The organism is Kribbella sp. NPDC056951, from assembly GCF_042674205.1.
In the GTDB taxonomy this organism is placed as follows: domain Bacteria; phylum Actinomycetota; class Actinomycetes; order Propionibacteriales; family Kribbellaceae; genus Kribbella; species Kribbella yunnanensis.
This window is the reverse complement of record NZ_JBHUQZ010000010.1, coordinates 40,871-65,317: the sequence shown is the minus strand read 5'-3', so window position 1 is coordinate 65,317 and position 24,447 is coordinate 40,871. Positions and strand designations below refer to the sequence as shown.

23 protein-coding genes are annotated in these 24,447 nt (G+C 67.1%); 7 read left to right on the top strand and 16 right to left on the bottom strand.

Annotation, left to right across the window (positions count from 1 at the left end; translation table 11 throughout):
* Positions 1–3: 3 nt before the first annotated feature.
* The 4 genes from ACFTSF_RS31290 to ACFTSF_RS31275 form a co-directional block, all read right to left on the bottom strand.
* Positions 4–849, bottom strand: coding sequence for an isoprenyl transferase (locus ACFTSF_RS31290; RefSeq protein WP_380157944.1), 846 nt, complete (start codon positions 847–849; stop codon positions 4–6).
* 42 nt (positions 850–891) lie between these two features.
* On the bottom strand, positions 892–2,091 hold the full coding sequence (locus ACFTSF_RS31285) for a hypothetical protein (RefSeq protein ID WP_380157942.1): 1,200 nt from the start codon (positions 2,089–2,091) through the stop codon (positions 892–894).
* 250 nt (positions 2,092–2,341) lie between these two features.
* On the bottom strand, positions 2,342–3,358 hold the full coding sequence (locus tag ACFTSF_RS31280) for a hypothetical protein (RefSeq protein ID WP_380157941.1): 1,017 nt from the start codon (positions 3,356–3,358) through the stop codon (positions 2,342–2,344).
* Positions 3,352–3,918, bottom strand: a complete 567-nt coding sequence (locus ACFTSF_RS31275) for a hypothetical protein (RefSeq protein WP_380157939.1) — start codon at positions 3,916–3,918, stop codon at positions 3,352–3,354. Before ACFTSF_RS31275 ends, ACFTSF_RS31280 begins: the two co-directional genes overlap by 7 nt.
* A 130-nt stretch (positions 3,919–4,048) precedes the next feature.
* Between ACFTSF_RS31275 and ACFTSF_RS31270 the strand changes: the two genes are divergently transcribed.
* Positions 4,049–4,552 (top strand): hypothetical protein, encoded by a 504-nt coding sequence (locus ACFTSF_RS31270; RefSeq protein ID WP_380157938.1) that lies wholly within the window; start codon positions 4,049–4,051, stop codon positions 4,550–4,552.
* The gene (locus ACFTSF_RS31265) at positions 4,539–5,183 is read left to right on the top strand and encodes a hypothetical protein (RefSeq protein ID WP_380157936.1); all 645 of its coding nucleotides are present in this window, start codon (positions 4,539–4,541) and stop codon (positions 5,181–5,183) included. Before ACFTSF_RS31270 ends, ACFTSF_RS31265 begins: the two co-directional genes overlap by 14 nt.
* On the opposite strand, the gene recO is transcribed toward ACFTSF_RS31265, so the two are convergent.
* Genes recO through ACFTSF_RS31250 form a run of 3 tightly spaced genes read right to left on the bottom strand, consistent with a single transcriptional unit; the run spans position 5,158 to position 7,778 of the window.
* On the bottom strand, positions 5,158–5,919 hold the full coding sequence (recO, locus tag ACFTSF_RS31260) for a DNA repair protein RecO (RefSeq protein WP_344154088.1): 762 nt from the start codon (positions 5,917–5,919) through the stop codon (positions 5,158–5,160). The genes ACFTSF_RS31265 and recO overlap by 26 nt on opposite strands.
* 12 nt (positions 5,920–5,931) lie before the next feature.
* Positions 5,932–6,792 (bottom strand): SDR family oxidoreductase, encoded by an 861-nt coding sequence (locus tag ACFTSF_RS31255; RefSeq protein ID WP_380157934.1) that lies wholly within the window; start codon positions 6,790–6,792, stop codon positions 5,932–5,934.
* Positions 6,789–7,778: an aldo/keto reductase gene (locus tag ACFTSF_RS31250; RefSeq protein WP_380157932.1), complete on the bottom strand. Its 990-nt coding sequence runs from the start codon at positions 7,776–7,778 to the stop codon at positions 6,789–6,791. Before ACFTSF_RS31250 ends, ACFTSF_RS31255 begins: the two co-directional genes overlap by 4 nt.
* A 145-nt stretch (positions 7,779–7,923) precedes the next feature.
* On the opposite strand from ACFTSF_RS31250, the gene ACFTSF_RS31245 reads away from it, so the two are divergent.
* Genes ACFTSF_RS31245 through ACFTSF_RS31235 form a run of 3 tightly spaced genes read left to right on the top strand, consistent with a single transcriptional unit; the run spans position 7,924 to position 12,490 of the window.
* Entirely contained in the window at positions 7,924–11,010 is a 3,087-nt protein-coding gene (locus ACFTSF_RS31245; RefSeq protein WP_380157930.1) for an FtsX-like permease family protein, read from the top strand.
* A complete protein-coding gene (locus tag ACFTSF_RS31240) occupies positions 11,010–11,846 on the top strand; it encodes an ABC transporter ATP-binding protein (protein ID WP_380157928.1) in 837 nt (278 codons plus the stop codon). Before ACFTSF_RS31245 ends, ACFTSF_RS31240 begins: the two co-directional genes overlap by 1 nt.
* Positions 11,843–12,490 carry an ABC transporter ATP-binding protein gene (locus ACFTSF_RS31235; RefSeq protein WP_380157926.1) on the top strand — a complete coding sequence of 216 codons (648 nt, stop codon included), beginning with the start codon at positions 11,843–11,845 and terminating at the stop codon, positions 12,488–12,490. Before ACFTSF_RS31240 ends, ACFTSF_RS31235 begins: the two co-directional genes overlap by 4 nt.
* 257 nt (positions 12,491–12,747) lie before the next feature.
* Here the strand turns inward: ACFTSF_RS31235 and ACFTSF_RS31230 are convergent, their stop codons facing one another.
* The 9 genes from ACFTSF_RS31230 to leuA all read right to left on the bottom strand — a co-directional run bounded on the left by ACFTSF_RS31230 (position 12,748) and on the right by leuA (position 22,654).
* Positions 12,748–13,020 carry an SAV_915 family protein gene (locus ACFTSF_RS31230; protein ID WP_380157924.1) on the bottom strand — a complete coding sequence of 91 codons (273 nt, stop codon included), beginning with the start codon at positions 13,018–13,020 and terminating at the stop codon, positions 12,748–12,750.
* A 64-nt stretch (positions 13,021–13,084) separates the two neighbouring features.
* Positions 13,085–14,542 carry a GNAT family N-acetyltransferase gene (locus tag ACFTSF_RS31225; RefSeq protein ID WP_380157922.1) on the bottom strand — a complete coding sequence of 486 codons (1,458 nt, stop codon included), beginning with the start codon at positions 14,540–14,542 and terminating at the stop codon, positions 13,085–13,087.
* Positions 14,543–14,582: 40 nt separating this feature from the next.
* Positions 14,583–16,424, bottom strand: a complete 1,842-nt coding sequence (locus ACFTSF_RS31220; RefSeq protein WP_380157921.1) for an ABC transporter substrate-binding protein — start codon at positions 16,422–16,424, stop codon at positions 14,583–14,585.
* 31 nt (positions 16,425–16,455) lie between these two features.
* Positions 16,456–16,662, bottom strand: a complete 207-nt coding sequence (locus tag ACFTSF_RS31215; RefSeq protein WP_380157919.1) for a hypothetical protein — start codon at positions 16,660–16,662, stop codon at positions 16,456–16,458.
* Positions 16,662–17,693, bottom strand: a complete 1,032-nt coding sequence (locus ACFTSF_RS31210) for an ABC transporter ATP-binding protein (RefSeq protein ID WP_380157918.1) — start codon at positions 17,691–17,693, stop codon at positions 16,662–16,664. The genes ACFTSF_RS31215 and ACFTSF_RS31210 overlap by 1 nt, the downstream gene beginning before the upstream one ends.
* Positions 17,690–18,751: an ABC transporter ATP-binding protein gene (locus tag ACFTSF_RS31205; RefSeq protein WP_380157917.1), complete on the bottom strand. Its 1,062-nt coding sequence runs from the start codon at positions 18,749–18,751 to the stop codon at positions 17,690–17,692. The genes ACFTSF_RS31210 and ACFTSF_RS31205 overlap by 4 nt, the downstream gene beginning before the upstream one ends.
* Positions 18,752–18,756: 5 nt before the next feature.
* Positions 18,757–19,662: an ABC transporter permease gene (locus ACFTSF_RS31200; protein ID WP_380157915.1), complete on the bottom strand. Its 906-nt coding sequence runs from the start codon at positions 19,660–19,662 to the stop codon at positions 18,757–18,759.
* Positions 19,663–19,666: 4 nt separating this feature from the next.
* Positions 19,667–20,767: an ABC transporter permease gene (locus tag ACFTSF_RS31195; RefSeq protein ID WP_380157913.1), complete on the bottom strand. Its 1,101-nt coding sequence runs from the start codon at positions 20,765–20,767 to the stop codon at positions 19,667–19,669.
* 213 nt (positions 20,768–20,980) lie between these two features.
* On the bottom strand, positions 20,981–22,654 hold the full coding sequence (leuA, locus tag ACFTSF_RS31190) for a 2-isopropylmalate synthase (RefSeq protein ID WP_380158205.1): 1,674 nt from the start codon (positions 22,652–22,654) through the stop codon (positions 20,981–20,983).
* A 290-nt stretch (positions 22,655–22,944) separates the two neighbouring features.
* Between leuA and ACFTSF_RS31185 the strand changes: the two genes are divergently transcribed.
* Both ACFTSF_RS31185 and ACFTSF_RS31180 read left to right on the top strand, forming a co-directional pair.
* A complete protein-coding gene (locus ACFTSF_RS31185; protein ID WP_380157912.1) occupies positions 22,945–23,361 on the top strand; it encodes a PPOX class F420-dependent oxidoreductase in 417 nt (138 codons plus the stop codon).
* 53 nt (positions 23,362–23,414) lie between these two features.
* Complete coding sequence (locus ACFTSF_RS31180; RefSeq protein WP_380157910.1) at positions 23,415–24,404, top strand: GNAT family N-acetyltransferase; 990 nt, start codon at positions 23,415–23,417, stop codon at positions 24,402–24,404.
* Positions 24,405–24,447 lie beyond the last annotated feature (43 nt).

Below are 24,447 nucleotides of genomic sequence, written 5' to 3'. Positions count from 1 at the left end.
CTTCTACCGGGTGACGCCGTCCTGGGTGACTTCGTTCGGTACGGCGCCGCCGTACCGGCGGTCGCGCTGCGCGTAGATCTCGATCGCGCGCCACAGGTCGCGGCGGTCGAAGTCCGGCCAGAGCGTGTTCAGGAACACCATCTCGGCGTACGCGAGCTGCCACACCAGGAAGTTCGACGTCCGCTGCTCCCCCGACGACCGCACGAACAGATCCACCGGCGGCACCTCCGGGTGATACAGATGCCGCGCAATCGTCTTCTCCGTAATGCGATCCGGGCTGAGCTTGCCCGCGGCAACTTCCTGGGCGATCGACTTCATCGCATCCGCGATCTCCGCCTGCCCACCGTAGTTCACACAGAACTGCAGCGTGATCGTGTCGTTGTCCTTCGTCCGCTCCTGCGCATACTCCAGCTCGTCGATCACGCTCTTCCACAACCGCGGCCGGCGCCCCGACCACACCACCCGCACCCCCATCGCGTCCAGCTCGTCCCGCCGCCGATGGATGACATCCCGGTTGAACCCCATCAGGAACCGCACCTCCTCCGGCGACCGCGCCCAGTTCTCCGTCGAGAACGCGTACGCCGAGATGTACTTCACCCCGATGTCGATCCCACCCTTGATCACATCCAGCAGACTCGCCTCGCCCGCCTTGTGCCCCTCGGTCCGAGCCAGCCCCCGCTGCTTGGCCCACCGCCCGTTCCCATCCATCACGATCGCCACATGCTCCGGCACCAGCTCCTTGGGCACCTCCGGCGCCCGAGCCCCACTCGGATGCGGATCCGGCGCCACCACATCCTTCTCCCCCACCCTCTCCGACCCACGACCCCGACGACGACCCAATGGCGACATACCCAAATCCTCCCTCATCCCCCCGAGCCACCCCGCACTCCCCTACCCCCGCAGCGGCCCCATCCCCGAACCCCGGCGCCTGGCTGAAGCTCGTCTGATGAGCAGTAGCCCGGCAACCAGGAGGGCTGGCAGCCAGCAGAGGAGGATCCAAGGCAGGCGCCACCACCAGGTGAGCGGATCGGCCGCGGGCGTGGCCGGGCCGTTCGTCGGCATCGCTGTTGCGGACCAGGCGACGAAGGCGTCTCCGACGGGGATCAGGCCGAAGGCGTAGCGCTTTGTGGTCAGGCCGGTGAGCGGGGCTCCGAGGACCTCACCGACTCGCAGTAGGGCATCTCCGAGCGGGTCGTGGTGGATCCGGGCCGCTCCGGCCGTCACGACAGTGGCGGACAGACTGACGCCGAGCACCAGCGGTCCCGAGTCAACGTCGCCCGAACCGCTCAGACCCTTCGGGTACTCGCGGACGCCGGGACCGTAGGTAGTCACAAACTTGTCCCGGAACAGCCGGTACTGCGAACGGGCGAACTCGCGGTCGATCTCCGGCAGGAATCGCTGGACGATGCTTTGAGACGTTGCCCGCGCACCCGTTGGTCCCGGTTCGGCCTGATGTGGCATCAGCCCGGTGCCAGGGTCCAGGCGTTGATGCACCAACTCGAGCCAGCGCCCACGCGTCTGTGTGAAGTGCGGCGTCGTGATGCGATCGTGCAGTGCCAAGGAAGCGATCGCCACAGTTGAGTCAACCGGCCAGGCCTGACCCGGATAGGCCATCAGGTAGGGAGATGCCGCTGCATCGAAGGCCTTGGCGATCTCGATCGAGGACTGGGTGTACTCGTTGAGCGCACTGCTGTCGAGAGTGCCGATGGCGCCGCGCAACCAGTTCGTCCAGCCGGCATGGAAGATGCCGTACGGCGGATCGAGGCGGTGCTCGAAGGGCGCCGTACCGTCGGTGGACTGCAGACGGCCAAGTGCCCAGCGGGCCTCCCGGACAGCCTCTGCCTCGTACTCCGGGTGGGATGTTGCCACCTGCACCCAAGTGAGTCCGTACAGCACATTCAGGAAGAAGTAGCCCTCGGGAAACAACGCCTGCGACTCATGGTCGGCACCGTCGTCGATCGCCGCCCGCAAGAAGTGGAGTTGCTTGACCGCTCCACCTACCGGATCCGGCCGCGGTCCAACCAGGCGCCAGGTCCCGATGAGGCCGGCCAGCACAGTCACGACAACCAGTCCCCAGCGCAGCGCTTTCACGTCGCGAGTCTGCCACCTCGCAGGGACATCAGATCGAGCGCAGCGCGCCGCCTCATAAGGTTCGAGCCGTGGTTGATCCCGACGTCCTCGTCCTGCGGCCAGGCACGGCCCCGCTCAGCCAGGTCTTCCTGTTCACCACAGTCACGACCGTGCGCTCGCCGCCTCGGTGATCCGAGCCCGTGGTCCAGCCCGGGCCCTCGCAAACGTGACGGCAAGTGGCTTCGGCGTGCTGCGGGCCGAGCGTTGTGGATCAGGGGCAGGGGCGGGGTGGTGGGGTCGCGGCTGCCGGGTCGCCGTTTGGGTCGACCAGGACTGGGCGGAGGTCGGTGATGCGGAGTGGGAGGGAGCGGGTGAAGTCGAGCGGGATGTCGCCCTCCATGCCGCCGCCGGTCCAGTGGACGTTCCAGTAGGCGGTTGCGCTGACCTGGTAGGTGCCGGACTTCTCGCAGCGCGAGGTCTTGCGGTAGCGGTGGCCGCAAGTCGGGGAGTCCTTGATGTCCTTCAAGGACTTTCCGACCGCATCCGCACGACTGAACGGCGTGCCTGGGCCCTTGCAGGTAACGACTTTCCCGCCGCCCATCGACCACTCGATGCGGTCCACAGTCCCGGTGGCCTCGATCGTGACGCCTCCCAGGGTGGCGCGCTTGGTCTGTGGGCCCGTGGTCGTCTGTCCGGGGTCGGTCACCCACATCCAGATCGGCACGTTCACGATGCCTTCGCGGGTTGCGCTCTGGACGTGCGGCGACAGTCCGAGGTGCGGTGCCACGAAGTCCATGGTCGCCACCACCTGCCGAGCAGCCTCGCGAGGATCTATCGTCGCGGGCTCCCCCGGCTCCCGAATCACCGACTCGAACCGCTCGATCCCCTCCGGACGGCCGTCGACGACATCGAGGATTGACCAGCATCGATAAAACTTGGTCCCCGGCTTGTACGGCGTTCCATCCGAGAACAGCGTCGACGGCGAGTCCACCTGCGTCAGATAACACCCGGAAGCCGCATCGAAAAACCCATCGGCTGTCCGGCAGGGAACTGCTTGTCCCTCGAAGACGCAGCCTGTGCCGCCGGCCTTCTGCCCACGCCCATCGCGAGCCGGATCCGTCGAGGGTTTCGAAGGCGGCTGCGACACACTGACCTGGCACCGGCCGGTGAGCCTGCTGATGACGCAGTTCGGATCCTGCGCGACCGGCGGGTCCAACTGGGTGGCGATCGCGGTAGGCGTGCCAAGCATCATCAATGCTGCACCAACTGCGAAGATCCTGATCAGCATCGTCCGGCCTTTCGGCTCAGTGGCTTGTCCGCCTTCCAGGACCCCTCGAGGTAACGCATCCGCATCTCGTCGATGGTCTGCGGCGGTGTACCGGGGAGCTTCACACTCTTGCCCTGGGCATCTACCGCCGTCGCCTTCGACGAGTCAACACAGGCTTGCAACGTCAACGACGTGATCGCACCCGTCGCATCCGGCAACTCAACCTTGAGCGACTTGACCCACATGACCTGCTGCCGGCCCACGCTGTGCCACTTTTTGCCCCGAAACGTCTCTGCCTGGTTCAGCTCGGAGGCGAGCATCACGCCACTGGCGTGCTTCCTCAGCTCGGCAGTGTCGGTCCCTCCGCTGGCCCCGGTGATATCCGTCGCCGCGACGAACTTGCGATAGGCAGACGACGCGGCCTCGACAGCGACGCCTTCCGCTGAAGGCGTCGGAGTCGCCGACTGGCTGGGCACTGACGGCGTGAACGGCGGCGGCTTCGGGTTGTTGCCGGAGCACGCGGTACAGGCAACAGCGAAGGTGACCGTCGCCAAAGCCGCAGTGAACCGCCTGAGCATCATGCCTCCGCCGAACCTAGGTTACTGAGAGTTGCAGTGTTTCACACAGCCAGTCCTCGGCGGCGAGGTTATCCACAGGGACTGGCTGTGGATAACTTGCGCGCCGGGGAGGCAGAGGCAATAGATTCGGGCCATGAGCGGACTGGCTTCGGTGGATGAGGTTCGGGCGGACTTGAGCGAGGTCTTGAGACGGTTTCGGGCGGAGCGGCTCTGGGCGTTCAGTTTTGGGGATGGGGGGCCTGAGGCGGTGATGCTCAGTTATGACGAGTTCGAGGATCTTGGGGGTGAGCACAAGTTCGCTGTGGGGGACGAGGTGGTGTCGCCGGAGGAGTTGGCTGGGCGGTTGGGGGGGATCGTCGAGGCGGTACGGCGAGGGGGCGGCGTACCGGTGGTTTGGGGGGTGGATGGGGAGCCGGAGGCGGTGGTGATGTCTACGGCGCAGTACCGGGAGTTGCGGGGGGACGATCAGCCGCCGGCTGGGGTGGTGGACGACCCGACGGTGCGGGTTTACGCGTCTGAGCCGTTGCCGGGTAGCCGGCCGTTGGACCTCGATGAGTGGGCGGCCGGCGATCCGTTCACGCAGGAGTTGCTGGCCGAGATCCGCGCCGAGGAGAGTGGCTCGGGTGATGATCGGTGACAGCCGGTATCACGTCATCGGTGTTGAGAAGTTCCATCAGGATCTGCACTTTCTGCGCCAGCAGGCGAAGGCGCGGCCTGCGGTCTACTTGACGTTGTATCGCGAGGTGCTTCGAGAGATCGAGCGGCTGCGAACCGGTGCGGCAGATGGCCATCACGCCCTCGGCTACGAGCCTGGGAAGGGCGACCTGCGGGACTGCGTGACGGTCTACGTGCGGTCGGATCCGCAGGCCAAGGCCGATCACCGGTTGGTGTTCCGGGAGATCGGGGCGGCGGAGCCTGGTCAGCTGCCTCGGCGTGAACTGCTGGCGATCCGGCATCGCCGGGGGACGAACAACGTCTATGCGCACGTCTGTGCGCGGCTGGGGCGGCAGGTGGCCGACCGGCAGCCGGGGCTCGACCGGTTTGGTGGGCGGGAGGCTGCGCCGGGCAGCAACGGCTCGGAGCGGCGTGCCGAGTTGGATGTACGGCGTGCGATCGCTCATGCATGGGATGGGCAGCAGCCGTTGCGGTCGTCGCGGCCGCTGGCGGGTGGCACGCCGCGCGCGTCGGGCGACGGGTCTGCACAAGTCACGCGGGAGCGGCCGCGGGGTGCGCGGGCGGGGGCTACTGGGTGGCCTGAGCGGGGTTAGCTCTGGGGGTCAGGTCTAGGTGGGGTAGGGAGCGGAGTTGGTGGTCTTGGTGGTAGGTGAAGAAGGCGGCTATGAGGCTGGTGGCTTCTCGGCGGGTTCGGGGGTCGGCTTGGAGGGCGGTGGGCCAGTCGCCGGTGAGGAGGGCGGCTAGGTGGGTGACTGTGGTGGGGGCGGGCATGGCTGAGGCTGGGGGGCGGCAGGTGGCGCAGACTACGCCGCCGGCGGCTGGGTTGAAGGCTCGGTGGGGGCCTTCTTCGCCGCAGCGGGCGCAGTCGCCGAAGGAGGGGGCGTAGCCGGAGATGGCCAGGGCCCGCAATAAGAAAGAGTCCAGGACCAGGGCCGGTTCGCGTTCGCCGGTGGAGAGGACTCGGAGGGCGCCGGCCAGGAGTAGGTGGTGCTGGGTGGCGGGTTCTTTTTCTTCGACGACGAGACGGTCGGTGGTCTCCAACAAGACTGTGCCGGTGGTGTAGCGGGCGTAGTCGTTGACGATGCCTTCGCCGTAGGCGGAGATGGAGACGGCTTGGGTGACTACGTCGAGGGTGCGGCCGGTGGCCAGTTGGAGGTCTACGTGGCTGAAGGGTTCGAGGCGGGCGCCGAAGCGGGACGACGTACGGCGGACGCCCTTGACGACGGCGCGGACCTTGCCGTTGGCGCGGGTCAGGAGCGTGGCGATGCGGTCTGCTTCACCCAGTTTGTGGGTGCGCAGCACGATCGCCTCATCGCGGTAGAGCGGCACCTGGACAGTGTCTCACCCGGCGCCGACAAGTTGCTCGAGGCTGCGAGCGGGACGGCCGGTGAGGTCGGCGACGGCGGCGGAGACTGTGCTGAGTTCGCCGGAGGCGATGGCGGCGTAGGAGGTCACCCAGCCTGCTACCTCCCAGGCGGGGGCGCCGTAGGACTCGCGGGAACGGTAGGCCTCGTCGAGGGTTTCGGGCTCGTAGCGGACCGGCCGGTCCCAGGCAGCAGCCAGTACGGCGGCCGCCTCGGCCAGCGTGAAGGCGGACGGCCCCGTGAGGTCGTACGTCGCACCGGAGTGCCCGTCCGAGGTCAGTACGGCGAAGGCTGACGCGGCGACGTCGTCGCGGGCGACTGCGGCTACCCGGCCGTCGCCGGCTGGGCCGCGGATGGTGCCGTCCTCGCCGACGAAGCCGGGGACGAAGTCGAGGTAGAGGTTGTCGCGGAGGAAGGTGAAGTCGACGCCGGTACCGCGGATGTGCTGTTCGGTGTGCCAGTGGTCCCGGGCGAAGGTGAACGTGGCGTCGGGAGCAGCACCCGCGAAGGACGTGTACACGATCCGCTGTACGCCGGCCGCGACCGCGGCGTCGACGGTTGCCTTGTGCAACGACACCCGGTCGGCGGATTCAGTTGCGCTGAGCAACATCAACGTGTCGATGCCGTCGAGCGCATCGAGCAGCGCGGAGTGCTCGCCGTAGGCCGCGACGGCGACTGTGGCTCCCGGCAACGAAGGAGCCCGGGAGGCGTCGCGGACCAGGAGACGCTGCGGTACGCCGGCATCCGCCAGCAGCCGTGCAATCCGGGAACCGAGCTGACCGGTCGACCCGGTCAAGGCGATCCCCCCTGGAGCACCGTGACCGGTGGGGCCGGTCATTTGCCCACCAGGCCCATGGCGCCGGCCGAGTAGCGCTCCCCCGCCACGTCCAGATCCGGCGGGAAGGCCGCGTCCAGCGCCTCGAGCTCGGAAGCGGTCAGCTCGACGTCGAGCGCGCCGAGGTTCTCGGCGAGGTACTTGCGCCGCTTCGTGCCCGGGATCGGGACGATGTCGTTGCCCTGGGCCAGCAACCAGGCAAGCGCCAGCTGGCCCGGCGTGATACCGCGCGCCGAAGCCAGCTCCTGCACGCGAGCAACCAGATCCAGGTTCCGCTGGAAGTTTTCGCCGCTGAACCGCGGCAGCCCGCGCCGCGCGTCGTCCGGCTCGAAATCGTCCGGCGACTTCAGCTGCCCGGTGAGGAACCCGCGCCCCAGCGGGCTGAACGGTACGAACCCGATCCCGAGCTCACGCAGCGTCGGCAGTACGACGGTCTCCGGGTCGCGCGTCCACAACGACCACTCGCTCTGTACGGCGGTGATCGGGTGCACCGCATGCGCGGCCCGGACCGTGTCGCCGTTCACCTCGGACAGCCCGAGGTACCGAACCTTTCCAGCGGAGACCTGCGAAGCCATCGCGCCAACTGTCTCCTCAATAGGCACCTGAGGATCGCGACGATGCAGGTACCAGAGATCGACATGGTCGACCCCGAGCCGCCGTAGTGAGGCATCCAGTGCCTCGACCGCGTACGACGGACTCCCGTCGACCCCGCTCGGCATCGCCGCACCGATCTGCGGCTTGAAGCCGAACTTGGTCGCCAGCACCACCTGGTCCCGGCGACCGGCCAGCGCACGGCCGAGCAGTGACTCGTTGGCGCCGTTGCCGTAGATATCGGCGGTGTCGAGGAAGGTGCAGCCGGCGTCGATCGCCGCGTGCACGGTCGCGATCGACTCGGTCTCGTCCGACGTCACGCCGTACGACTGGGACATCCCCATGCAGCCGAGGCCGAGGCGGGAGACGGTCAGGTCACCGAGCTGGGATTCACTCATGCCCCCGAACCTATCGCGCGGCGCGGAGGTCCTAGCCACCCGGTGACCAGATTCCTGCGCAGGCAACAACTCCGTGACATTTTGCCGTGATCGGCCGCCGCGGACGCCGGTTTCCGTATCTTCACAGCGAGTGAGGGGGTGGCTGATGTTCCTGCGCAAAGCGCTGCGCTACCGCTGGGCCCAGGCCATGGTGCTGGCCGGGATCAGCTTGCTGATCGGGACGTGTGCCGTGTTCGCGCCGTGGTTCGCCCGCGCGGTCGAGCAAACGGTGATGACCGAAACGCTCACCGGTCAGGCGCTGCCGGGTGCCTGGAAGCTGTCGTCCAGGACCGGGCTGCTGGAGGCCGGCGATCCGGCGACGCTCGACCAGCTCGTGCCGGCCGACCTCAGACCGCTCTTCACTCCCCCGCTGCACGGAATGAAGAGCGACCTCACCTGGCGAGTGCCGTCGATGCTCCGCGACGAACAGTCGATCGGAGGCGCGCTGGTGTGGCGGGACGGCTACTGTGCGCAACTCACGGTGGTCGACGGCCGCTGCCCGCAGCGGCCGAACGAGGTGATCGCCTCGCTTGCAGACAAGACGACCTGGAAGTTCAAGCTCGGCTCGGCCGTGCAGGCCAAGCCCGGTGAGAACGTCAACGGCGGCGGCCCGCTGACCGTGGTCGGCTTCTACCGGCCGCAGCAGCCACGCGGCGAGTACTGGTTCGGCCAGTACCCCACCGGGCATTCCCGCGCACCGTCCGACCTGGACCCCGGCGGCACGGATCACTTCTTCGCCGACCGCAGCACGTTCACCGGCAAGGTCTGGGCGCCTCGCCTCAGTTCGGACACCCGCGTCATCCCCGGCGTCGCCCGGATCAACGACCTCGTCCGGCTCCAGGACGCGACGAACAAGGTGAACGGGAACGCCGTCGAGCTCGGGATCAACGCCGAGAACACGTCGTCCCTGGCCACGGTCATCGACCAGATCCAGAACCAGCGGTCGCAGGGTCGCACGATCATCCCGCTGGTGATGGTCCAGGTCGCGCTGTTCGGCGTCGTCGTACTGGCGCTCGCACTCGGTGCAGTGGTCGACCAGCGGCGTCCGGAGATCGCTCTCTCCCGACTCCGCGGCGCATCAATCCGCCGTACGGCGCGCAGTCTGATCATCGAGTTGGGAATCCCGGTGCTGATCGGGACGCTGTCCGGTCTGGCGTCCGGATTCGGTCTGCTGCTGATCGCGCGCGCAAGCTGGCTCCGGTACGGCGCTCCGCTCGAACTGCCGTGGACCGTACCGGCGGCGCTGGTCCTGGCAGTCGTGGTCGCGCTGCTGGTCGTGGTGTTCCAAGTGCGCGGCGCGGTTCGGCAGACGATCTCCAGCCTGTTGCGCCGGGTCGCCGCACGCGGCCGGGGTTGGACGGTCGGCGTTGTCGACCTCTGCATCATCGTGTTCGCGGTCGCCGGACTCGCCGCCGCGATGACTGGCGACGGTCGCGGACCGCTCCCGGTGCTCACGCCTGCGCTGCTCTCTTTGGCGGTCGGGCTGACGTTCGCGCACTTGCTGTTGCCGACCGCAGGGTTGATCAGCCGGCGGGCCGCGCGCCGCGGTCGGCTCGGGCTGGCACTCGGGGCGCTGCAGATCTCCCGTCGGCCGGCCGTGACCCGGATCGTCGCTGCGGTCGCGGTGGCGGGCGGTCTGCTCGCGTTCGCCGGTCAGGCCGCATCGGTTGGTGATCACAACCGCGAGACCCGCGCCGGGTACGAGGTGGGCGCGCAGGCCGTGCTGAAGATGAACGCGCTCTCGCTCGGCGACTTCACCAAGACGATCAACGAGATCGACCCGGAGCGCTCGTGGTTCACGCCGGTCGTGATGGCGCGGCCGCCGGCGCCGGATTCGCTGAAGACGATGATGATCGAACCGGAGAGTTTCCGCCGGGTCGCGTTCCGGGGCGATCAGTTGACCGACGCGGCCGGCTGGCAGGCACTGGCCGCACCGAAGCATCAGCCGATCGAGTTCCGCAGTTCGAAGCTGACGATGACCGCGGCCGTCGGTTCGGTGAAGTTGCTGGACAATCCGAACCCGGGTGGTCCGGAGTATGCACCGGCACGGTCCGTCGTGCTGCGGGCGCTCGTGGTCAGTCAACGGACAGGCAGCCGCATGCTGGTCTCGTTCCCACCGTTGCCTTTGACAACTAAGCAGCCGGTGCCGCTGACCGCTTCGGTGGACTGCCTCGGTGGGTGCCAGCTGCTGCAGCTCGGGTTCGGCCGTGAGGTGCTGGACCAGGGTGGGGTCGCGGCGGATGTTGCCATCAGCAAGGTCTCCACTGAGGATCACCCGTCGATCACGCTCGGGACGTCGGCGGACTGGAAGGGTGTCGAGCATCTCGGCGGCGACCAGGGCACGATCGCGGCGAAGTCCGGCGGTCTGCTGACGTTGTCGGTGCGGAGCTTCAGCGATGACCAGTTGCTGCAGTACGCGACCGTGCCGACGACGGTGCCGGCTGTGGTGACGCCGGAGTTCCGGTACGCCGATGGGTCGACGACCAGCCCGGCCAGCGACGGTACGCCGATATTTGTCGGCAAGCTGGGTAATGTCACCGGGCCGGTCAACCGGTACCCGGATCGGACCGCGGTGGTCGATCTCGAGACGGTACGGCGATTGGGCGGAGGGCTGGACGAGTTCGCCACGGACTTCGAGTTGTGGCTGAACGATGCCGGGCTCGCTCATGTCGACGAGATCACGGCTGCGCTCGGCAAGGCCGGGTATACGGCGGATCTGGCCGATGTGCGGTCGGAGCGGATCGCGTCGTACGGGCGGTCGGCCAGTGCGTTGACACTGCAGTTGACGCCGGTGGTCGGGATCGCGTCGTGGGCGCTGGCGATCGTCGTACTGCTGCTGACCGTGGTGACGTCATGGCGGTCGCGGGCTCAGGACTACGCGAGCCTGCGGATCACCGGCGTACCGGCTCCGGTGACGGGACGGGCTGCGCGCTGGGAGCAGACCGGTCCGGTCGCGTTGGCTGTGTTGCTGGGGTCTGCGTGTGGAGTGGTTGGGGCGCAGATTGCGCTGCCGTTGATTCCGTTGTTCGCCGATACGGGTGGGCCTTATCCGTTGGAGCTGGCGACGAACTGGCCGGTGGCGTTCGCGTTGTGGGGCGGCGGGACCGCCGTGCTCGCGGTCGCGACGTTGCTGCTGGGCAGCGGGGTGAACCGGCGCGCGTCGTACAGCCGGATCCGGGAGGAGTTGACCTGATGAGTGGATTGGCGATCAGCACTACCGGGCTGGTGCATATTTATCGCGCGCACGGTCATGACGTGGCCGCGCTGTCGGGGATCGGGATTACTGTGCGGCCGGGTGAGCTGGTCGGGTTGCTCGGGCCTTCTGGTGCTGGGAAATCGACGTTGCTGCAGCTGTGTGGTGGGTTACTGACGCCTAGCGCGGGGCGGCTGCAGATTGGTGAGCACAACCTGGCGACGATGACCGAGGCTGAGCTGGATCGGATGCGGTCCGGGGATGTCGGGATCGTGTTGCAGGGGGCTGGGCGGAACCTCATTCCTTACCTGTCGCCGTTGGACAATGTGCGGTACGCGCAGCAGGCGGCGCCACGGGATCGCGAGGTTCCGGAGGCGATCGACGTACTGGAGTTGGTGGGGCTGCGGGAGCAGGCTGGGCGTGCGTTGAGTGCGCTCACGCCGGGGCAGGTGCAGTTGTGCGCGGTCGCGGTGGGGATCGCGACGATGCCGGGGTTGCTGCTGGCGGATGAGCCGACTAGTCAGTTGGATCACCACGCGCGCGACGAGGTGCTGGCGGCGATCCGGACGATCAATCATCGGACCGGTATGACGGTTCTGCTGATCACGCATGATCCTGAGGTTGCTGCCGCGCTTCCCCGGACGATCACGATTCGGGACGGGCGGATCGCGGCCGAGGGGCGGTCGGGTGAGGAGTACGCCGTGGTGGCGACCGACGGGTCGTTGCCGCTGCCGCCGCATGTCGCGGAGTTGTTGCCGGCGGGGACGCTCGTGCAGGTGACGATCGAGGACGGTCAGGTCCGGCTCAGCCCGGTGGATCAGGAGGGGCCGCGATGATCCAGGTATCGAATATCACTGTCGCGTACGGCGATCTGGTCGCGGTCGACGATGTGTCGTTCAGTGTGCCGCCGGGGTTCGTACTCGCGGTGAGCGGGCCGTCCGGGGCGGGCAAGAGTTCGTTGCTGTGGGCAATCGCTGGTGCTGTGGAGGTGCTGACGGGGAAGGTGGAGGTCGACGGCCTACTGATCGCCGACCGGCCCGCTGCGGCTGCGCATGGTGTCGTGCTGATCCCGCAGGGGAATGGGTTGGCGCGCGTGCTCACGGCTCGGGAGAACCTGACGATCCCGCTACTTGCCAATCGGCAGGATCTGGACGAGACCGATCGCGTTGTGGAGAGCGCACTCGAGGCGGTCGGCCTGGCCGAGAGCGGCGACCATCTCGTCGAGGAGTTGTCCGGCGGTGAGCAGCAACGCGTCGCCGTCGCGCGTGGAATCGCCCAACGTGGTCGCGTCATCCTTGCCGACGAGTCCACCAGCGAACTCGACAGCACCAACCGCGAACGCGTCCTGGACCTCCTCAGAACCCAAGCCAACCAAGGCGCCGCCGTAGTAATCGCCACCCACGACCCCACCGTCGCCGACTCCGCCGACGGCCACGCCGTGATGGACGAAGGCCGAATCAGCTGGGTCCGCCGCTTGTAAATTCACTCCGTACGGCGCGCGCTCCCCCGCGACCATGCGGCCGACCCTCTCGCCTCCACGTCCCCGCCGCTGCGGCCGACAAAAGCAGGAGGTGACGCAAAAGCCCGTCCAGCGGTGGCTGGGGTGGCCGGGGTGGGTAGCTGTGGGCGGACCGCCCCCACTCACCAACCTCGCGGTGGCCCCGTGGTTCACGCTCAACGAGGGGTGCTGGTGGGGGCGAATCGAGGGTTGGTGAGTGGCTCAGGTCCGCTTCGACCTCAGCTCGCAACGGCGGTGGCCTCCGCGACCACCTGGAGCGGGTTCAGCTGGATGCGGGTGACGTTCAACTGATGGAGGGCTTCTCGGAGGGCGGGTTCGGTGGTGCGGAGGTATTCCTGGTGGGGGCCGCAGGCGGTTTGCAGGTGGGTGAGGGTGGTGAAGGCGATGCCTACGCGCTGGCCGGTGGGGAGGTGGCCGGTTTGGAGGGTGCAGCCGACGCCGCCGGCGGGGTGGACGGGGACGTACCAGTCATCGCTATGTCGAGGCTTCACAGTGAAAACGGTAGGACGGGAAGGACCGCAGCGGCGGGTTTCTCACAGGGTTTGTGCGGGGTTCTCACAGGTCCAGGGAGAGAGGGGTGGTGGGTGGGCCGGTGTGGAGTAGGTCGGCTACCAGGTGCGGGAGGTTGCGGGGAGCGAAGCGGCCTTCGTGCGATTGGAGTTCGGCCAGGGTCCACCAGCGGTGGCCGTGGACGTGTTCGGCGGCCAGTTCGGCAACCGACAGGGTGCCGGCGGGGTCGAAGGCGGGGGTGCGGATGAGGAAGTAGTCGTTGATGACGCCGTCGTAGCCGGCGGCGTGGCCTTCGGCAACTACTTCCTGGTGCCAGACGTGGGGTGGGTCCTCGGTCAGCGACAGTCCGACCTCTTCGGTGAGCTCGCGGCGCAGGCCCTCCAACAATGACTCGGTGGGTTCCAGGCCGCCGCCGGGGGTGGCCCAGAGGGGTCCGTCGGCGAACTCGAAGCGGACCAGGAGGATGCGGTCGTCGGGATCGACAACCAGGCCGCGGGCGGCTGGGCGGAAGCGCGGGCGGGTTAGTTCGAGTTCCTGGTTCTGCTCGACGGTTGTGAAGCCGAAGCGGGCATTGACTTTTTGCATCGCGGTGTTGGAGAGGGCGGTCCACGTGTGTAGGTAGGACTGCGCGACGCGGTGTTCGGCGAGGAGGTCGAGGTTTGCCAGCTTCAGGTGGGTGCCTAGGTTGTGCCCGCGGTGGTCAAGCAGCACGAGGGTGTCGTCTTGCTGGACGTTGTCGGGATCGTCCCGGGGAACGTAGATGAGCGTGTACCCGGCCGGCTCACCGGCATCCGTGTGCGCCATCGTGACCAGGGCCAGGTAGCTGCGGTCCACGCGCTCCTCACTGGCCATCAGCCGCTCGACCGTCCACGGAACCGTTTCGCGCGTCATCCCGCCGGTCGGTACGTCGTTGTCCATCGCCGTGTGCAGATCCGCGTACGCCTGCTGGTATTCCGGCGGGCAGGCCCCCGCCCACGACGTCAGCGTGTAGCCCTCGAGCTTCCCTGCGGATTCGCGCAGGGAGGCAAGCCGCGCCGAGTCATAAGGCAGCGGTACGACGAGGTGGTCCTCGACGTGCTCGACCGTGAAACCCAGCCGCTCCGCAAACACGGACCCCGGCCACGGCGTTGACGGAACTCCGAGCTCGGTCTGGAAGATCGTCCGGCCGAGCTGGGCGGCGCGAGTCGCGGCCCACTGCCACAACGCCGTACCGATGCCACGGCGTCGAAATGAAGGCGGTACGTCGATCTCGACGTCGACACTGTCCAGGTTGTCCTGCAGGCGGTACTCGAAGAGCATCGCGCCGACGACCTGATCGTCGTCCAGGGCAACGATCGCGAGCCGGGTCTTCAGCGGTGACGGGTCGCGCAGCGAGACGCGGAACGTCTCTCGCGTTCCCAGGAGCGCCGCCGAGCGGCCCGCGACCGCGCCGGCGCGCAGGGCGTCGTACCACTGGTCGAACAGAACAGGGTCGGCCGGGTCGATCTCGCGAACGGTGATCACCCGGCCGACCCAACCAAATCGAAGGGTCAAAAGCTACCGATTAAACCGGCGCGACCTTGCCCGAGTACATGCCCATGATGACGAAGTTGTCGGCGTACGGCGCGTTCTTCAGGATCGGGTCGTCGTCGGCCGGGAACTTGGCCACTCGCTTGCCCTCGAGGGCCGGGTTGTTCCCGTACCGCTCCCACAGCGGGATGATCGGCAGCAGTTCGTTGAACGCGAGTGCCGCGGCGGTCACGTTCTTCTTCTGCTCGTCGACGTTCAGGCCCTGGGCGGACTTGTCGACGACGGCCTTGAGGTCGATGTCACCGGCCGAGGTCTTCTGCTTGAGCGGGAAGTTCATCCCCTTGCCGCCGGAGTTCGCGGCCGTCACGTAGTTGAACGTGTAGAGGTCCTGGACGAACGAGAAGTACGGGTGCGGGTGCGACGACGCGCCCCAGCTCTGGATCGCCAGGTCGAACTTGCCGGCCAGTACGTCGGGGCTCAGCTGGGTGAAGGTGATGCCCCGCTTGGTGATGTTGAAGCCGAACTTCGTCAGCTGGTCGGCCGCGTTGGTGGCGGCCGGGTTCCAGTCGGCGAACTCGGTAGGGAACTTCAGGTCGTACGCCGCCGGCTTGCCGGCCGGCGTCTGCCACTTGTCGCCGGCCTTCTTCCAGCCGGCCTCGGTGAGCAGCTGGGTGGCCTTGTCGAAGTTCTTCTCGTACGGCTGCAGCTTCTTCTGGTCGGCGTCGGATACCCAGTCCGGGACGGTCTGGTCGGAGAAGCCGGCCATGAACTTGCAGGCCTTGCCGGACTCGCCGAGGGCGACCGTGCCGTTCTCGTTGCGGTCCAGGATGTAGGCGATCGCCTGCCGGACCCGTACGTCGGAGAACTCCGGGCGGCTGGTGAAGTTGAAGACCAGCGCGGGACCGGAGTACACCGGCGGCCGGAGGATCCGGAACCCGTTGCTCTCCAGGGTCTTCTCGCTGGCCACCGCGAAGCCGTGGGTCGCGTAGTCGACGTCCTTGTTCATCACCGTCGGGGTGATGTCCGAGGTCTCACCGTTGTAGAGCACGACCTTGGTGAAGCCGACCTTGTCGGCGAACAGGCCCTTGTCGTTCTTGACCAGCGTCATCTGGGCATTCGTCATGCTCTTGACGTCGTAGTTGAACGGACCGGACACGATCGGGTTCTCCGGGCGGAACTTCTGGAAGTCGCCGTTGAGGGTCTTGCCCTCACCCTCGTCCAGGCTGCCCTTGGCCTTGCGCAGTGTCTCGGCCTTGGTCGCCCACTCGCCGTACACGGCCGAGGGCAGGATCGGGGCGCGCATGATGTAGCGCTCGAGCACGCTGGACGGCGTCCCGATCGTGAAGACGACAGTGGTGTCGTCGTTCGCCTTGACGTCGGACAGGAACGTCCACGACTGCTGGCGCATCAGCCAGTGCAGGTTGAACGTCGCGACGACGTCCTTGCTGGTGACTGGGGTGCCGTCGCTCCAGGTCAGGCCGGACCGCAGCTTGAGCGTGTAGGTGCTGGCCTTCTCGTCCAGGGTCCCGGACTCGGCCATCATGTATTCCCACTTCTTGTCGGCCCAGTAGTACAGGCCGGCGCTGGGGTACACGAGGTCGTTGTACGGGCTGTTGGCCGCTTGGATGCCGTCGGTGACACCAGGCCCCAGGTTGAAGTGGCCCTTCGGGGGCAGCTGGTACGGGTAGGCGCCGTGGAACGGCTTGTCGGTGCCGCCACCGCCCTGGGCGTTGGGCTTGCTGGGCGAGCACGCCACGGCCGAGCCGAGACCGGCGGCGCCGAGACCGGCGAAGCCGAACAGCTGAAGCACGTTGCGGCGGGAGACCTCGTTGGTCCGGGCCCGTGCCGCGGACTCGTTGTTGCCGGTGGGACTCATCCTCGGTCCTAACCTTTCTCAAGTAAAAGTGCTACTGACCGTCTTCTCGCTTCGTACGGCGCCGGGTCCACACGACTGCGGCGACGACGATCAGGCCCAGGAGCAGGCCCAAGAACAAGGTGAACAACGTGACCACGAACTCCGGCGTACCGGGGGTGAGCGTGAGCAGCAGGACGCCTGCGGCCAGCACCAGGAAGGCTGCCCACCCCAGGGCCATCCGGCCCAGCTCCGGAGGCATCAGGCCGCCGGCTCATCGGCGCCGTCCCGGGCGACCACGTGGCACGCGGCCGACTGTCCGGGCCGGACCTGAATCAGCTGCGGTACGTTGCCGTCGCACAGCCCGTCCTCGAACCGGCCGCACCGTGGGTGGAACGCACAGCCCGGTGGCAGATGCGCCAGGCTCGGAATCTCCAGGCTACGCAGGGATTCCGCGTTCTTGGTCCGGGTCAGATCGGGATCCGGCTCGGGGATCGCATCGATCAGCGCCCGGGTGTACGGGTGCGTCGGCGCGTTGATGATCCGCGGCGTCGGGCCGAACTCGACGATCCGGCCGAGGTACATCACCGCGGTCCGGCCGCGCCAGCCGAAGTACTTGGCGATCGCCAGGTCGTGGGTGATGAACAGGAACCCGACACCGAGCTCATCGCGCAGCCGGCCGAGCATCGCCAGCACGCTGATCCGGATCGACACGTCGAGCATCGACGTCGACTCGTCGGCGATGATGATCTTCGGATCCAGCGTGAGTGCCCGCGCCACCGCAACTCGTTGCCTTTGGCCACCAGACAGCTGGTGCGGGTACTTCGACAGGTAGTTCTCCGGCGGCGTCAGATCGACCTTGGTGAGCAGCTCGGTCGCGCGCTCGACAGCGGCCCTGTTTCCCTTCACCACACCGTGCTTGAGCAGCGGCGCCGTGAGCGTTTGCTGGATCGTGCGCGTCGGGTTCAGCGACGCGTACGGGTCCTGGTGGACGTACTGCACGCTGCGCCGGAAGGTCCGGAAGTCGTTCTTCTTCAGCGACCAGATGTCGTTACCGTCGAACATCACCCGGCCGCTGCTCGGCTGCGTCAGACCGGCCGCCATCCGCGCCGCCGTCGTCTTCCCCGAACCGCTCTCCCCCACCAGGCACAGCACCTCGCCGGGGTTGATCGACAGATCGGCGTGGTCGACGGCGCGGATGGGCCCCGCCTTGGTGTCGAACACCTGGCTGACCCCGTCCAGCGTCATCAACGGCCGGGCGGTCACATCCTGTACGACGGGTGCCGCGCTCATGAGGCGGTCCTCCGCTCCAGGTGGACGTCGGCGGAGTGGATGCAGGCGACCTCGTGGCCGTCACCCGGCTCGTCGGTGATCGGGATCAACGGCGGATCCACCTCCTGGCATTCGTCGGTCGCGAACTTGCACCGCGGGTGGAACGAGCAGCCCTTCGGCAACGCGGCCAGGCTCGGCGGCCCACCGGGGATCGACTCGAGATCCGGCAGGTCGCCGACGATCGGCGGCACGGCCTTGATCAGACCGAGCGTGTACGGGTGCCGCGGCTTGTAGAACATGTCGCGGACACCACCGGTCTCGATGATGCGACCGGCGTACATGGTGGCGACGCGGTCGGCGAGCTCGGCGGCCAGCGAGAGGTCGTGCGAGATGAAGATCATCGAGAAGCCGAGCCGCTCGCGCACCTCGTGCAGTACGTCGACCACCGAGCGCTGGGTGAGGATGTCGAGCGCCGTCGTCGGCTCGTCGAGGATCAGCACCTCGGGCTCCAGCAGCAGGCTCATCGCGATCAGCACCCGCTGCCGCATGCCGCCGGACAGCTCGTGCGGATACGAGTCCATCACCCGCTCAGGCTCCAGCCGGACCAGCCGGAGCAACTCGGCCGAACGCTCCTCGATCTCCTGCTTGGTCGCCTTGGTGTGCGCACGCATCGTGTCGTGCATGTGCCCGCGGATCTTCAGCACCGGGTTGAAGGCGTTCATCGCGCCCTGGAACACCATCGCGGCGTCCCGCCACCGGAACTGCCGCAGATCGCGCCCGTCCAACCCCAGTACGTCGATCTCGGTCCCGTCACCGCGGTTGAACGTCACTTGGCCGGATGCGTGCCCGAGCCGCGGCAGCAACCGCAGCAGGCCGAGTCCGAACGTCGTCTTACCGCAACCGCTCTCGCCGACCAGCGCGAGACTCTCGCCCGGATAGAGGTCGAGATCGACACCGCGGACCGCCTGCACCGTCGTACCGGAGCCAGTCCGGTACTCGACCTTGAAGTCGCGGATCGAGAGCAGGGGTTTGCCGGTACCGCCGCGCACCGCGCGAGCACTCGTCACAGGAACTGTCATCGCGGTCACCGGTCCCGGAGGCGGGGGTTGAGGATCTCCTCGAGCGACCTGGTCATCATCACCAGACCGAGCAGGAGCAACGTGATGGCGACGACCGGACTGAGAATGAATCCCAGACTGGCGTCGTTGAAGATCGCGCCGGCGATCCAGGCGCGGTTCAGCATGATCCCCCAGTTGGATCCGGTCAGCGGCGCGAGGCCGAGCAGGTACAGGCCGACGAGCGAGTAGATCGCGTTCGTGACGCCGATCATGAAGTTCATCAGGATGAAGCTGGCCATGTTCGGCAGGATCTCGACGAACACCACCCGCGGCGTGCCGAGGTCGAGCAGCCGGGCCGCTTCGACGAACTCCCGTTCTTTCAAGGACAGCACCTGGGACCGCACAGCCCGCGTGAGCACCGGCCAGGACAGTCCACCAACCAGCAAGGCCAGCAGGATGGGTGAGTCGAGTTTGAACAGCGCACCGAGGACGGCGAGCAGCACGATCTGCGGCACGGTCAGTACGACGTCGGCTGCCGTCACGACCGCGGAGTCGACCCAGCCGCCGAGGTAGGCGGCCAGCGATCCGAGCGCGATCGCCAGGATCGTCGAGATCGCGGCCGCGAAGAATCCGATGAAGATGACGGACCGGCCGCCGTCGATCATCTGAATCAGTACGTCCTTCCCCTCGTTGTCGGTACCGAGCAGATGCCCGGGCGACCCGAAGGGCAGCAGGATCTCCTTGATGTTCGGCTCGACCGCCGGGGTGAAGATCGGCCCGATCGAGGTGATCAGCACCAGCAGCGCCACGATGATGAAGCCGATGAACCCGGCCGGGCTGCGGCGCAACGAGCGCAGGATCCCGGCGAACCGGGAGACCCCGGTGGTTCCGATCGCGGCGACGGCACCGCTGGTCACAGTTTCGGTGGCCACGCGCTTACCCCTTGGCCTTCCCGCCGACGCGGATCCGCGGATCCAGCCGGCTGTAGAGGACATCGGCGAGCAGGTTGGCCACCACGACGGAGATCGTGACGACCAGGAAGATGCCTTGCAGGACGGGATAGTCGCGACCCGAGACGGCGTTGTAGAGACTGAACCCGATGCCCTGGTAGCCGAAGATCTTCTCGACGAAGATCGAGCCGCCGACGACGAAGCCGAGCGACACCGCGAGCTGGCTGAACAACGGCAGTACGGCGTTGCGTCCGACGTACCCGGTGCGGATCCGGCCGTCGGTCAGACCGCGGGCCCGGGCCACTGTCACGTAGTCCTCGCCGAGTGTCTCGACTGTCGACGACTTCATCACCAGCGCCCAGGAGCCGACGGTGGTCAGTAGATAAGCCAGGATCGGCAGCGTCGCGTGGTACAGGATGTCGTTCAGGAAGCTGAGACTGAACGACGGTGTGACCCCTGGTGTGTAGGAGCCGCGCGCCTCGGTCAGGTTGAAGACCTGCAGTTTCACCCCGAGGAAGACCACAATCAGGATCGCGACGATGTAGTTCGGGATCGCATGCAGCAGCGAGCCGATCGACGTGAGCAGATGGTCGATCCAGCTCTCCCGGCGGTAGGCCATGATCATGCCGGCGATGATGCCGAGCAGGAAGCTGAGGATCTGCGCGATCCCGACCGAGAACAGCGTCCACGGCAGGTAGGTCTGGATCACCTGGGCGACCGTGGTGCCGGGCGACAGCAGCGAGGTGCCGAAGTCACCCTGGACCAGATTGCCCATGTAGGTGACGTACTGCAGGATCAGCGGCTCGTCCGGGTCCAGCGAGAACAGGTTCTTCGCCTGCGCGGCCGCATCGTCGTACGAGATGCCGGTCTGCGCGATCTGGGTCTGGATGTAGGTGTCGACCGGGTTACCCGGCAGCAGCCGGACCAGGAAGAACGTCAGGGTCGACACCAGGAAGATCGTCAGGATCGCCTTCGCGAGCCGCCGGACCAGCCAGGCGCTCAGGAACCTGCGCACCGGTGAGGGCGTCGGTTCGTCCACCGGCCCTTCGATCAGCTGCTGGGCAGGTGTGTCGACCGCACCGCTCACTGCTCACCTCCATCGAGGACTGCCGAAGAGCTGCCACCTAATGCACGATCTCTTGCATTGATCTGCGCACAGTGGGGTTAGTTTGCGCAGGCTCAGGCACCAAGTCAACGGTTTCGGAGGTTCGGAAGTCAGAGACACCGAATTGTGAACAGACGACTGCTCTGCGCAGTGATCCTGCCACGGTGTGTGCCGGATCACTGCGCAGCGGCCTAGTCAGCGAGTGGCGCGGTTGATCGCGGAGACGACGGCCTTCAGTGAGGCGGTGAGAATGTTGGCGTCGCGGCCGACGCCCCAGTAAACGTCGTCGCCGACCTCGCACTCGACGTACGCCGCGGCCAGGGCGTCACCACCGGCCGAGAGCGCGTGCTCGTGGTAGTCCAGCACCCGTACGTCGTACTTCAGCGGCTTGATCGCATCGACGAACGCTGAGACCGGGCCGTTGCCCTCACCGGTCAGCTCGTGCGGTACGCCATTGGAATAGACCTGTACGCGGAGCAGGTCGCTCTGGCCCTCGCCGGACGACGAGTTGACCGTCAGCAGCGACAGCTTGCCCGGCGCCAGGTACTCGGCCGCGAAGATGTCCCACAGCTGCTGCGGGCCGACCTCGCCACCCTCGGTGTCGGTGTGCTGCTGGACCACCCGGCTGAACTCGATCTGCAGCCGGCGCGGCAGGTCGAGCCGGTGCTCGGCCTTCATCATGTAGGCGATTCCGCCCTTGCCGGACTGCGAGTTCACCCGGATCACGGCCTCGTACGAGCGGCCGACGTCCTTCGGGTCGATCGGCAGGTACGGCGCCTCCCAGTGGATCTCGCCGACCGGACGACCCTCGGCGGCCGCCTGCTTGTCCAGCGCCTCCAGGCCCTTCTTGATCGCGTCCTGGTGCGATCCGGAGAAGGCGGTGTAGACCAGGTCACCGGCGTACGGCTGACGCTCGGGGACGCGCATCTGGGTGCAGTACTCGACCGTACGGCGGATCTCGTCGATGTCGGAGAAGTCGATCTGCGGGTCGATGCCCTGGCTGAACAGGTTCATCCCCAGCGTCACCAGGTCGACGTTGCCGGTCCGCTCACCGTGGCCGAACAGACAACCCTCGACGCGATCGGCCCCGGCCATCAGCGCCAGTTCGGTGGCGGCGACCGCCGTACCGCGGTCGTTGTGCGGGTGCAGGCTGATCGTGCTGTGCTCGCGCCGGGTCAGGTTGCGGCCGAACCACTCGATCTGGTCGGCGTACACGTTCGGGGTGCACATCTCGACGGTGGCCGGCAGGTTCAGGATGATCTCGCGCCCGGCGGCCGGCTGCCACTGGTCGCTGACCGCCTCGCAGACCTCCAGGGCGAACTCCAGCTCGGTCCCGGTGAAGATCTCCGGGCTGTACTGGTAGCCGAACTCGCAGTCGCCCAGCATGTCGTCGGCGTACTTCATCACCGTCTCGGTCCCGCGGACGGCGATGTTCAGGCATTCGGCCTTGTCGACGTTGAAGACGACCCGGCGGAACAGCGGCGCGGTCGCGTTGTACAGGTGGATCGTCGCCTTCGGCGAGCCCTGCAGCGACTGCACGGTCCGCTCGATCAGCTCGTCGCGGGCCTGGGTCAGCACCGAGATCGTCACGTCGTCCGGGATCGCGTCACCCTCGATCAGGCTCCGGACGAAGTCGAAGTCGTACTGGCTCGCGCTCGGGAAACCGACCTCGATCTCCTTGTAGCCCATCTTCACCAGCAGGTCGAACATCCGCCGCTTGCGGGCCGGCGACATCGGCTCGACCAGCGCCTGGTTGCCGTCCCGGAGGTCGGTGGACAGCCAGCGCGGGGTCTTGTCGACGGCCTTGGCCGGCCAGGTGCGGTCCGGCAGCTCGATCGGCGGGAACGCGCTGTAGCGGTGGATCGGCATACCGGACGGCTGCTGTACAGGCTGAGGCTGGTTCTGGGGTGCCACGGGTTCTCCTCGGGAGATGTCTACTGCTCAGGGTCGCTGGACGACCGGCAACGACGAAACCCCGCGGCGAGGAACCGGCCTTGTCAGGCCTCGCCGCGGCAGCGAAGGAGGAGAAGCTGGTGCCGCATAGTGACTGTGAGTCTATGCACAACCCCGCCCAGCCGTCGAACCGGGGGTCTCACCGGCCGAGACACAGAGCGTCACCGGTTGCCCTAAAGGGCACTTGAATTCATAGGCTCTCCGGTATGACTTCCCTCCTGGAACGGATCGGTACCAGCGGCCTCGGCGTGCTCGTCACGCTCAAGCGTGATGGCCGGCCGCAGCTGTCGAACATCACCTATGTGTACGACGGCGAGCGCATCCGCATCTCGCTGACCGACGACCGCGCGAAGACCAAGAACCTCCGCCGCGACCCGCGCGCGAGCGTCTACATCAACGAGAACGGCGGCCGCGGGTACATCGTCCTGGAAGGCAAGGCCGAGCTCACCCCGGTCGCCGCCGACCCGAACGACGCGACCGTCGAGGCTCTGGTCGACTACTACCGGAAGGGTTCCGGCGAGCACCCGGACTGGGACGAGTACCGCACGGTGATGGTCCAGGACAAGCGCCTGCTGTTCTCGATGACCGTCGAGCACTCCTATGGAGTGCCGTCACCCAACTGACCGTGACGATAAATAGGTCGCGCGACGGAGTCGCGGGCGGCAGTCTGGGGGGTGTGGAAATCACGAGATTGTCGCCTGACGACGAAGCCGGCGTAGCCGCCGCGTCAGCACTGGAGACCGCGGCCGCGAAGGTCGACTGCCCGGACCTGGTGATGTCGACCCCCAAGGGCTTGGCGAACGCACTGCGCTACGGGTGGGACCTCAACCCCGGCAAGAAGTACCTGGCACGCGATGCCGACGGCACCCTGGTGGGCACGGTCGGCCTGCACTTCCCGAAGTACGAGAACACCGACCAGGTGTGGTTCGACGTCTGGGTCCATCCCGACCATCGCGACGGGACGGTGTTCGCCGAACTGGTGGCGTTCGCCGAGCAGGAGGCCCGGGACGCCGGCCGGACGATGATGGGTCTGAACGCCTTCGACACCGAGCACGACATCGCGCAGGCCACCGAGCAGGGCTACGTGCAGAAGGCCGTCGAGGTGAACCGCAAGCAGGACATCGCGGGTCTGGACTGGGAGCTCGTCCAGAACCTGTACGACGGCGCTGTCGCCAAGTCGACCGAGTACGAGCTGCTGCGGCTCAAGGGCGCGTTGCCCGACGACATGGTCGAGGAGATGATCGCCGTCACCGAGTCGATCAACGACGCACCGACCGATGACCTGGAGATCGAGGACGACGTCTACAGCGTCGAGCGGATGCGTGCCTACGAAGAAGCGCAGGCGAAGTGCGAGATGACGACATACCGGCTCGTCGCGCGGCAGAAGGAGACCGGTGCCTTGGCCGGTCACACGGTGATCGCGGTCGAGCGTGAGCGGCCGGAGATGGGCTGGCAGCACGACACCGCGGTCTCCCGGGACCACCGTGGTCACCGCCTCGGCGCACTACTCAAGGCCGGAATGCTGCTGTGGCTGCGCGAGGAAGAGCCCCAGCTGACCCGGGTCGACACCTGGAACGCCGAGTCGAACAACCACATGATCGGCATCAACGAGCAGCTCAACTACACGATCGTCAGCCGCTTCCTCGACTACCAGAAGAAGCTGTAGCACCTCACCCGTCGGCCCAACCAGGGCGATCACACGAGCGGTT

Coding starts and splice junctions, on each gene's coding strand:
- ACFTSF_RS31220 (WP_380157921.1), bottom strand. CDS start 16,424: ATGAGTCCCACCGGCAACAACGAGTCCGCGGCACGGGCCCGGACCAAC.
- ACFTSF_RS31275 (WP_380157939.1), bottom strand. CDS start 3,918: ATGATGCTCAGGCGGTTCACTGCGGCTTTGGCGACGGTCACCTTCGCT.
- ACFTSF_RS31255 (WP_380157934.1), bottom strand. CDS start 6,792: ATGACCGGCCCCACCGGTCACGGTGCTCCAGGGGGGATCGCCTTGACC.
- ACFTSF_RS31210 (WP_380157918.1), bottom strand. CDS start 17,693: ATGAGCGCGGCACCCGTCGTACAGGATGTGACCGCCCGGCCGTTGATG.
- ACFTSF_RS31185 (WP_380157912.1), top strand. CDS start 22,945: ATGACTTCCCTCCTGGAACGGATCGGTACCAGCGGCCTCGGCGTGCTC.
- leuA (WP_380158205.1), bottom strand. CDS start 22,654: ATGCCGATCCACCGCTACAGCGCGTTCCCGCCGATCGAGCTGCCGGAC.
- ACFTSF_RS31250 (WP_380157932.1), bottom strand. CDS start 7,778: ATGAGTGAATCCCAGCTCGGTGACCTGACCGTCTCCCGCCTCGGCCTC.
- ACFTSF_RS31245 (WP_380157930.1), top strand. CDS start 7,924: ATGTTCCTGCGCAAAGCGCTGCGCTACCGCTGGGCCCAGGCCATGGTG.
- ACFTSF_RS31240 (WP_380157928.1), top strand. CDS start 11,010: ATGAGTGGATTGGCGATCAGCACTACCGGGCTGGTGCATATTTATCGC.
- ACFTSF_RS31290 (WP_380157944.1), bottom strand. CDS start 849: ATGTCGCCATTGGGTCGTCGTCGGGGTCGTGGGTCGGAGAGGGTGGGG.
- ACFTSF_RS31205 (WP_380157917.1), bottom strand. CDS start 18,751: ATGACAGTTCCTGTGACGAGTGCTCGCGCGGTGCGCGGCGGTACCGGC.
- ACFTSF_RS31270 (WP_380157938.1), top strand. CDS start 4,049: ATGAGCGGACTGGCTTCGGTGGATGAGGTTCGGGCGGACTTGAGCGAG.
- ACFTSF_RS31280 (WP_380157941.1), bottom strand. CDS start 3,358: ATGCTGATCAGGATCTTCGCAGTTGGTGCAGCATTGATGATGCTTGGC.
- ACFTSF_RS31235 (WP_380157926.1), top strand. CDS start 11,843: ATGATCCAGGTATCGAATATCACTGTCGCGTACGGCGATCTGGTCGCG.
- ACFTSF_RS31215 (WP_380157919.1), bottom strand. CDS start 16,662: ATGCCTCCGGAGCTGGGCCGGATGGCCCTGGGGTGGGCAGCCTTCCTG.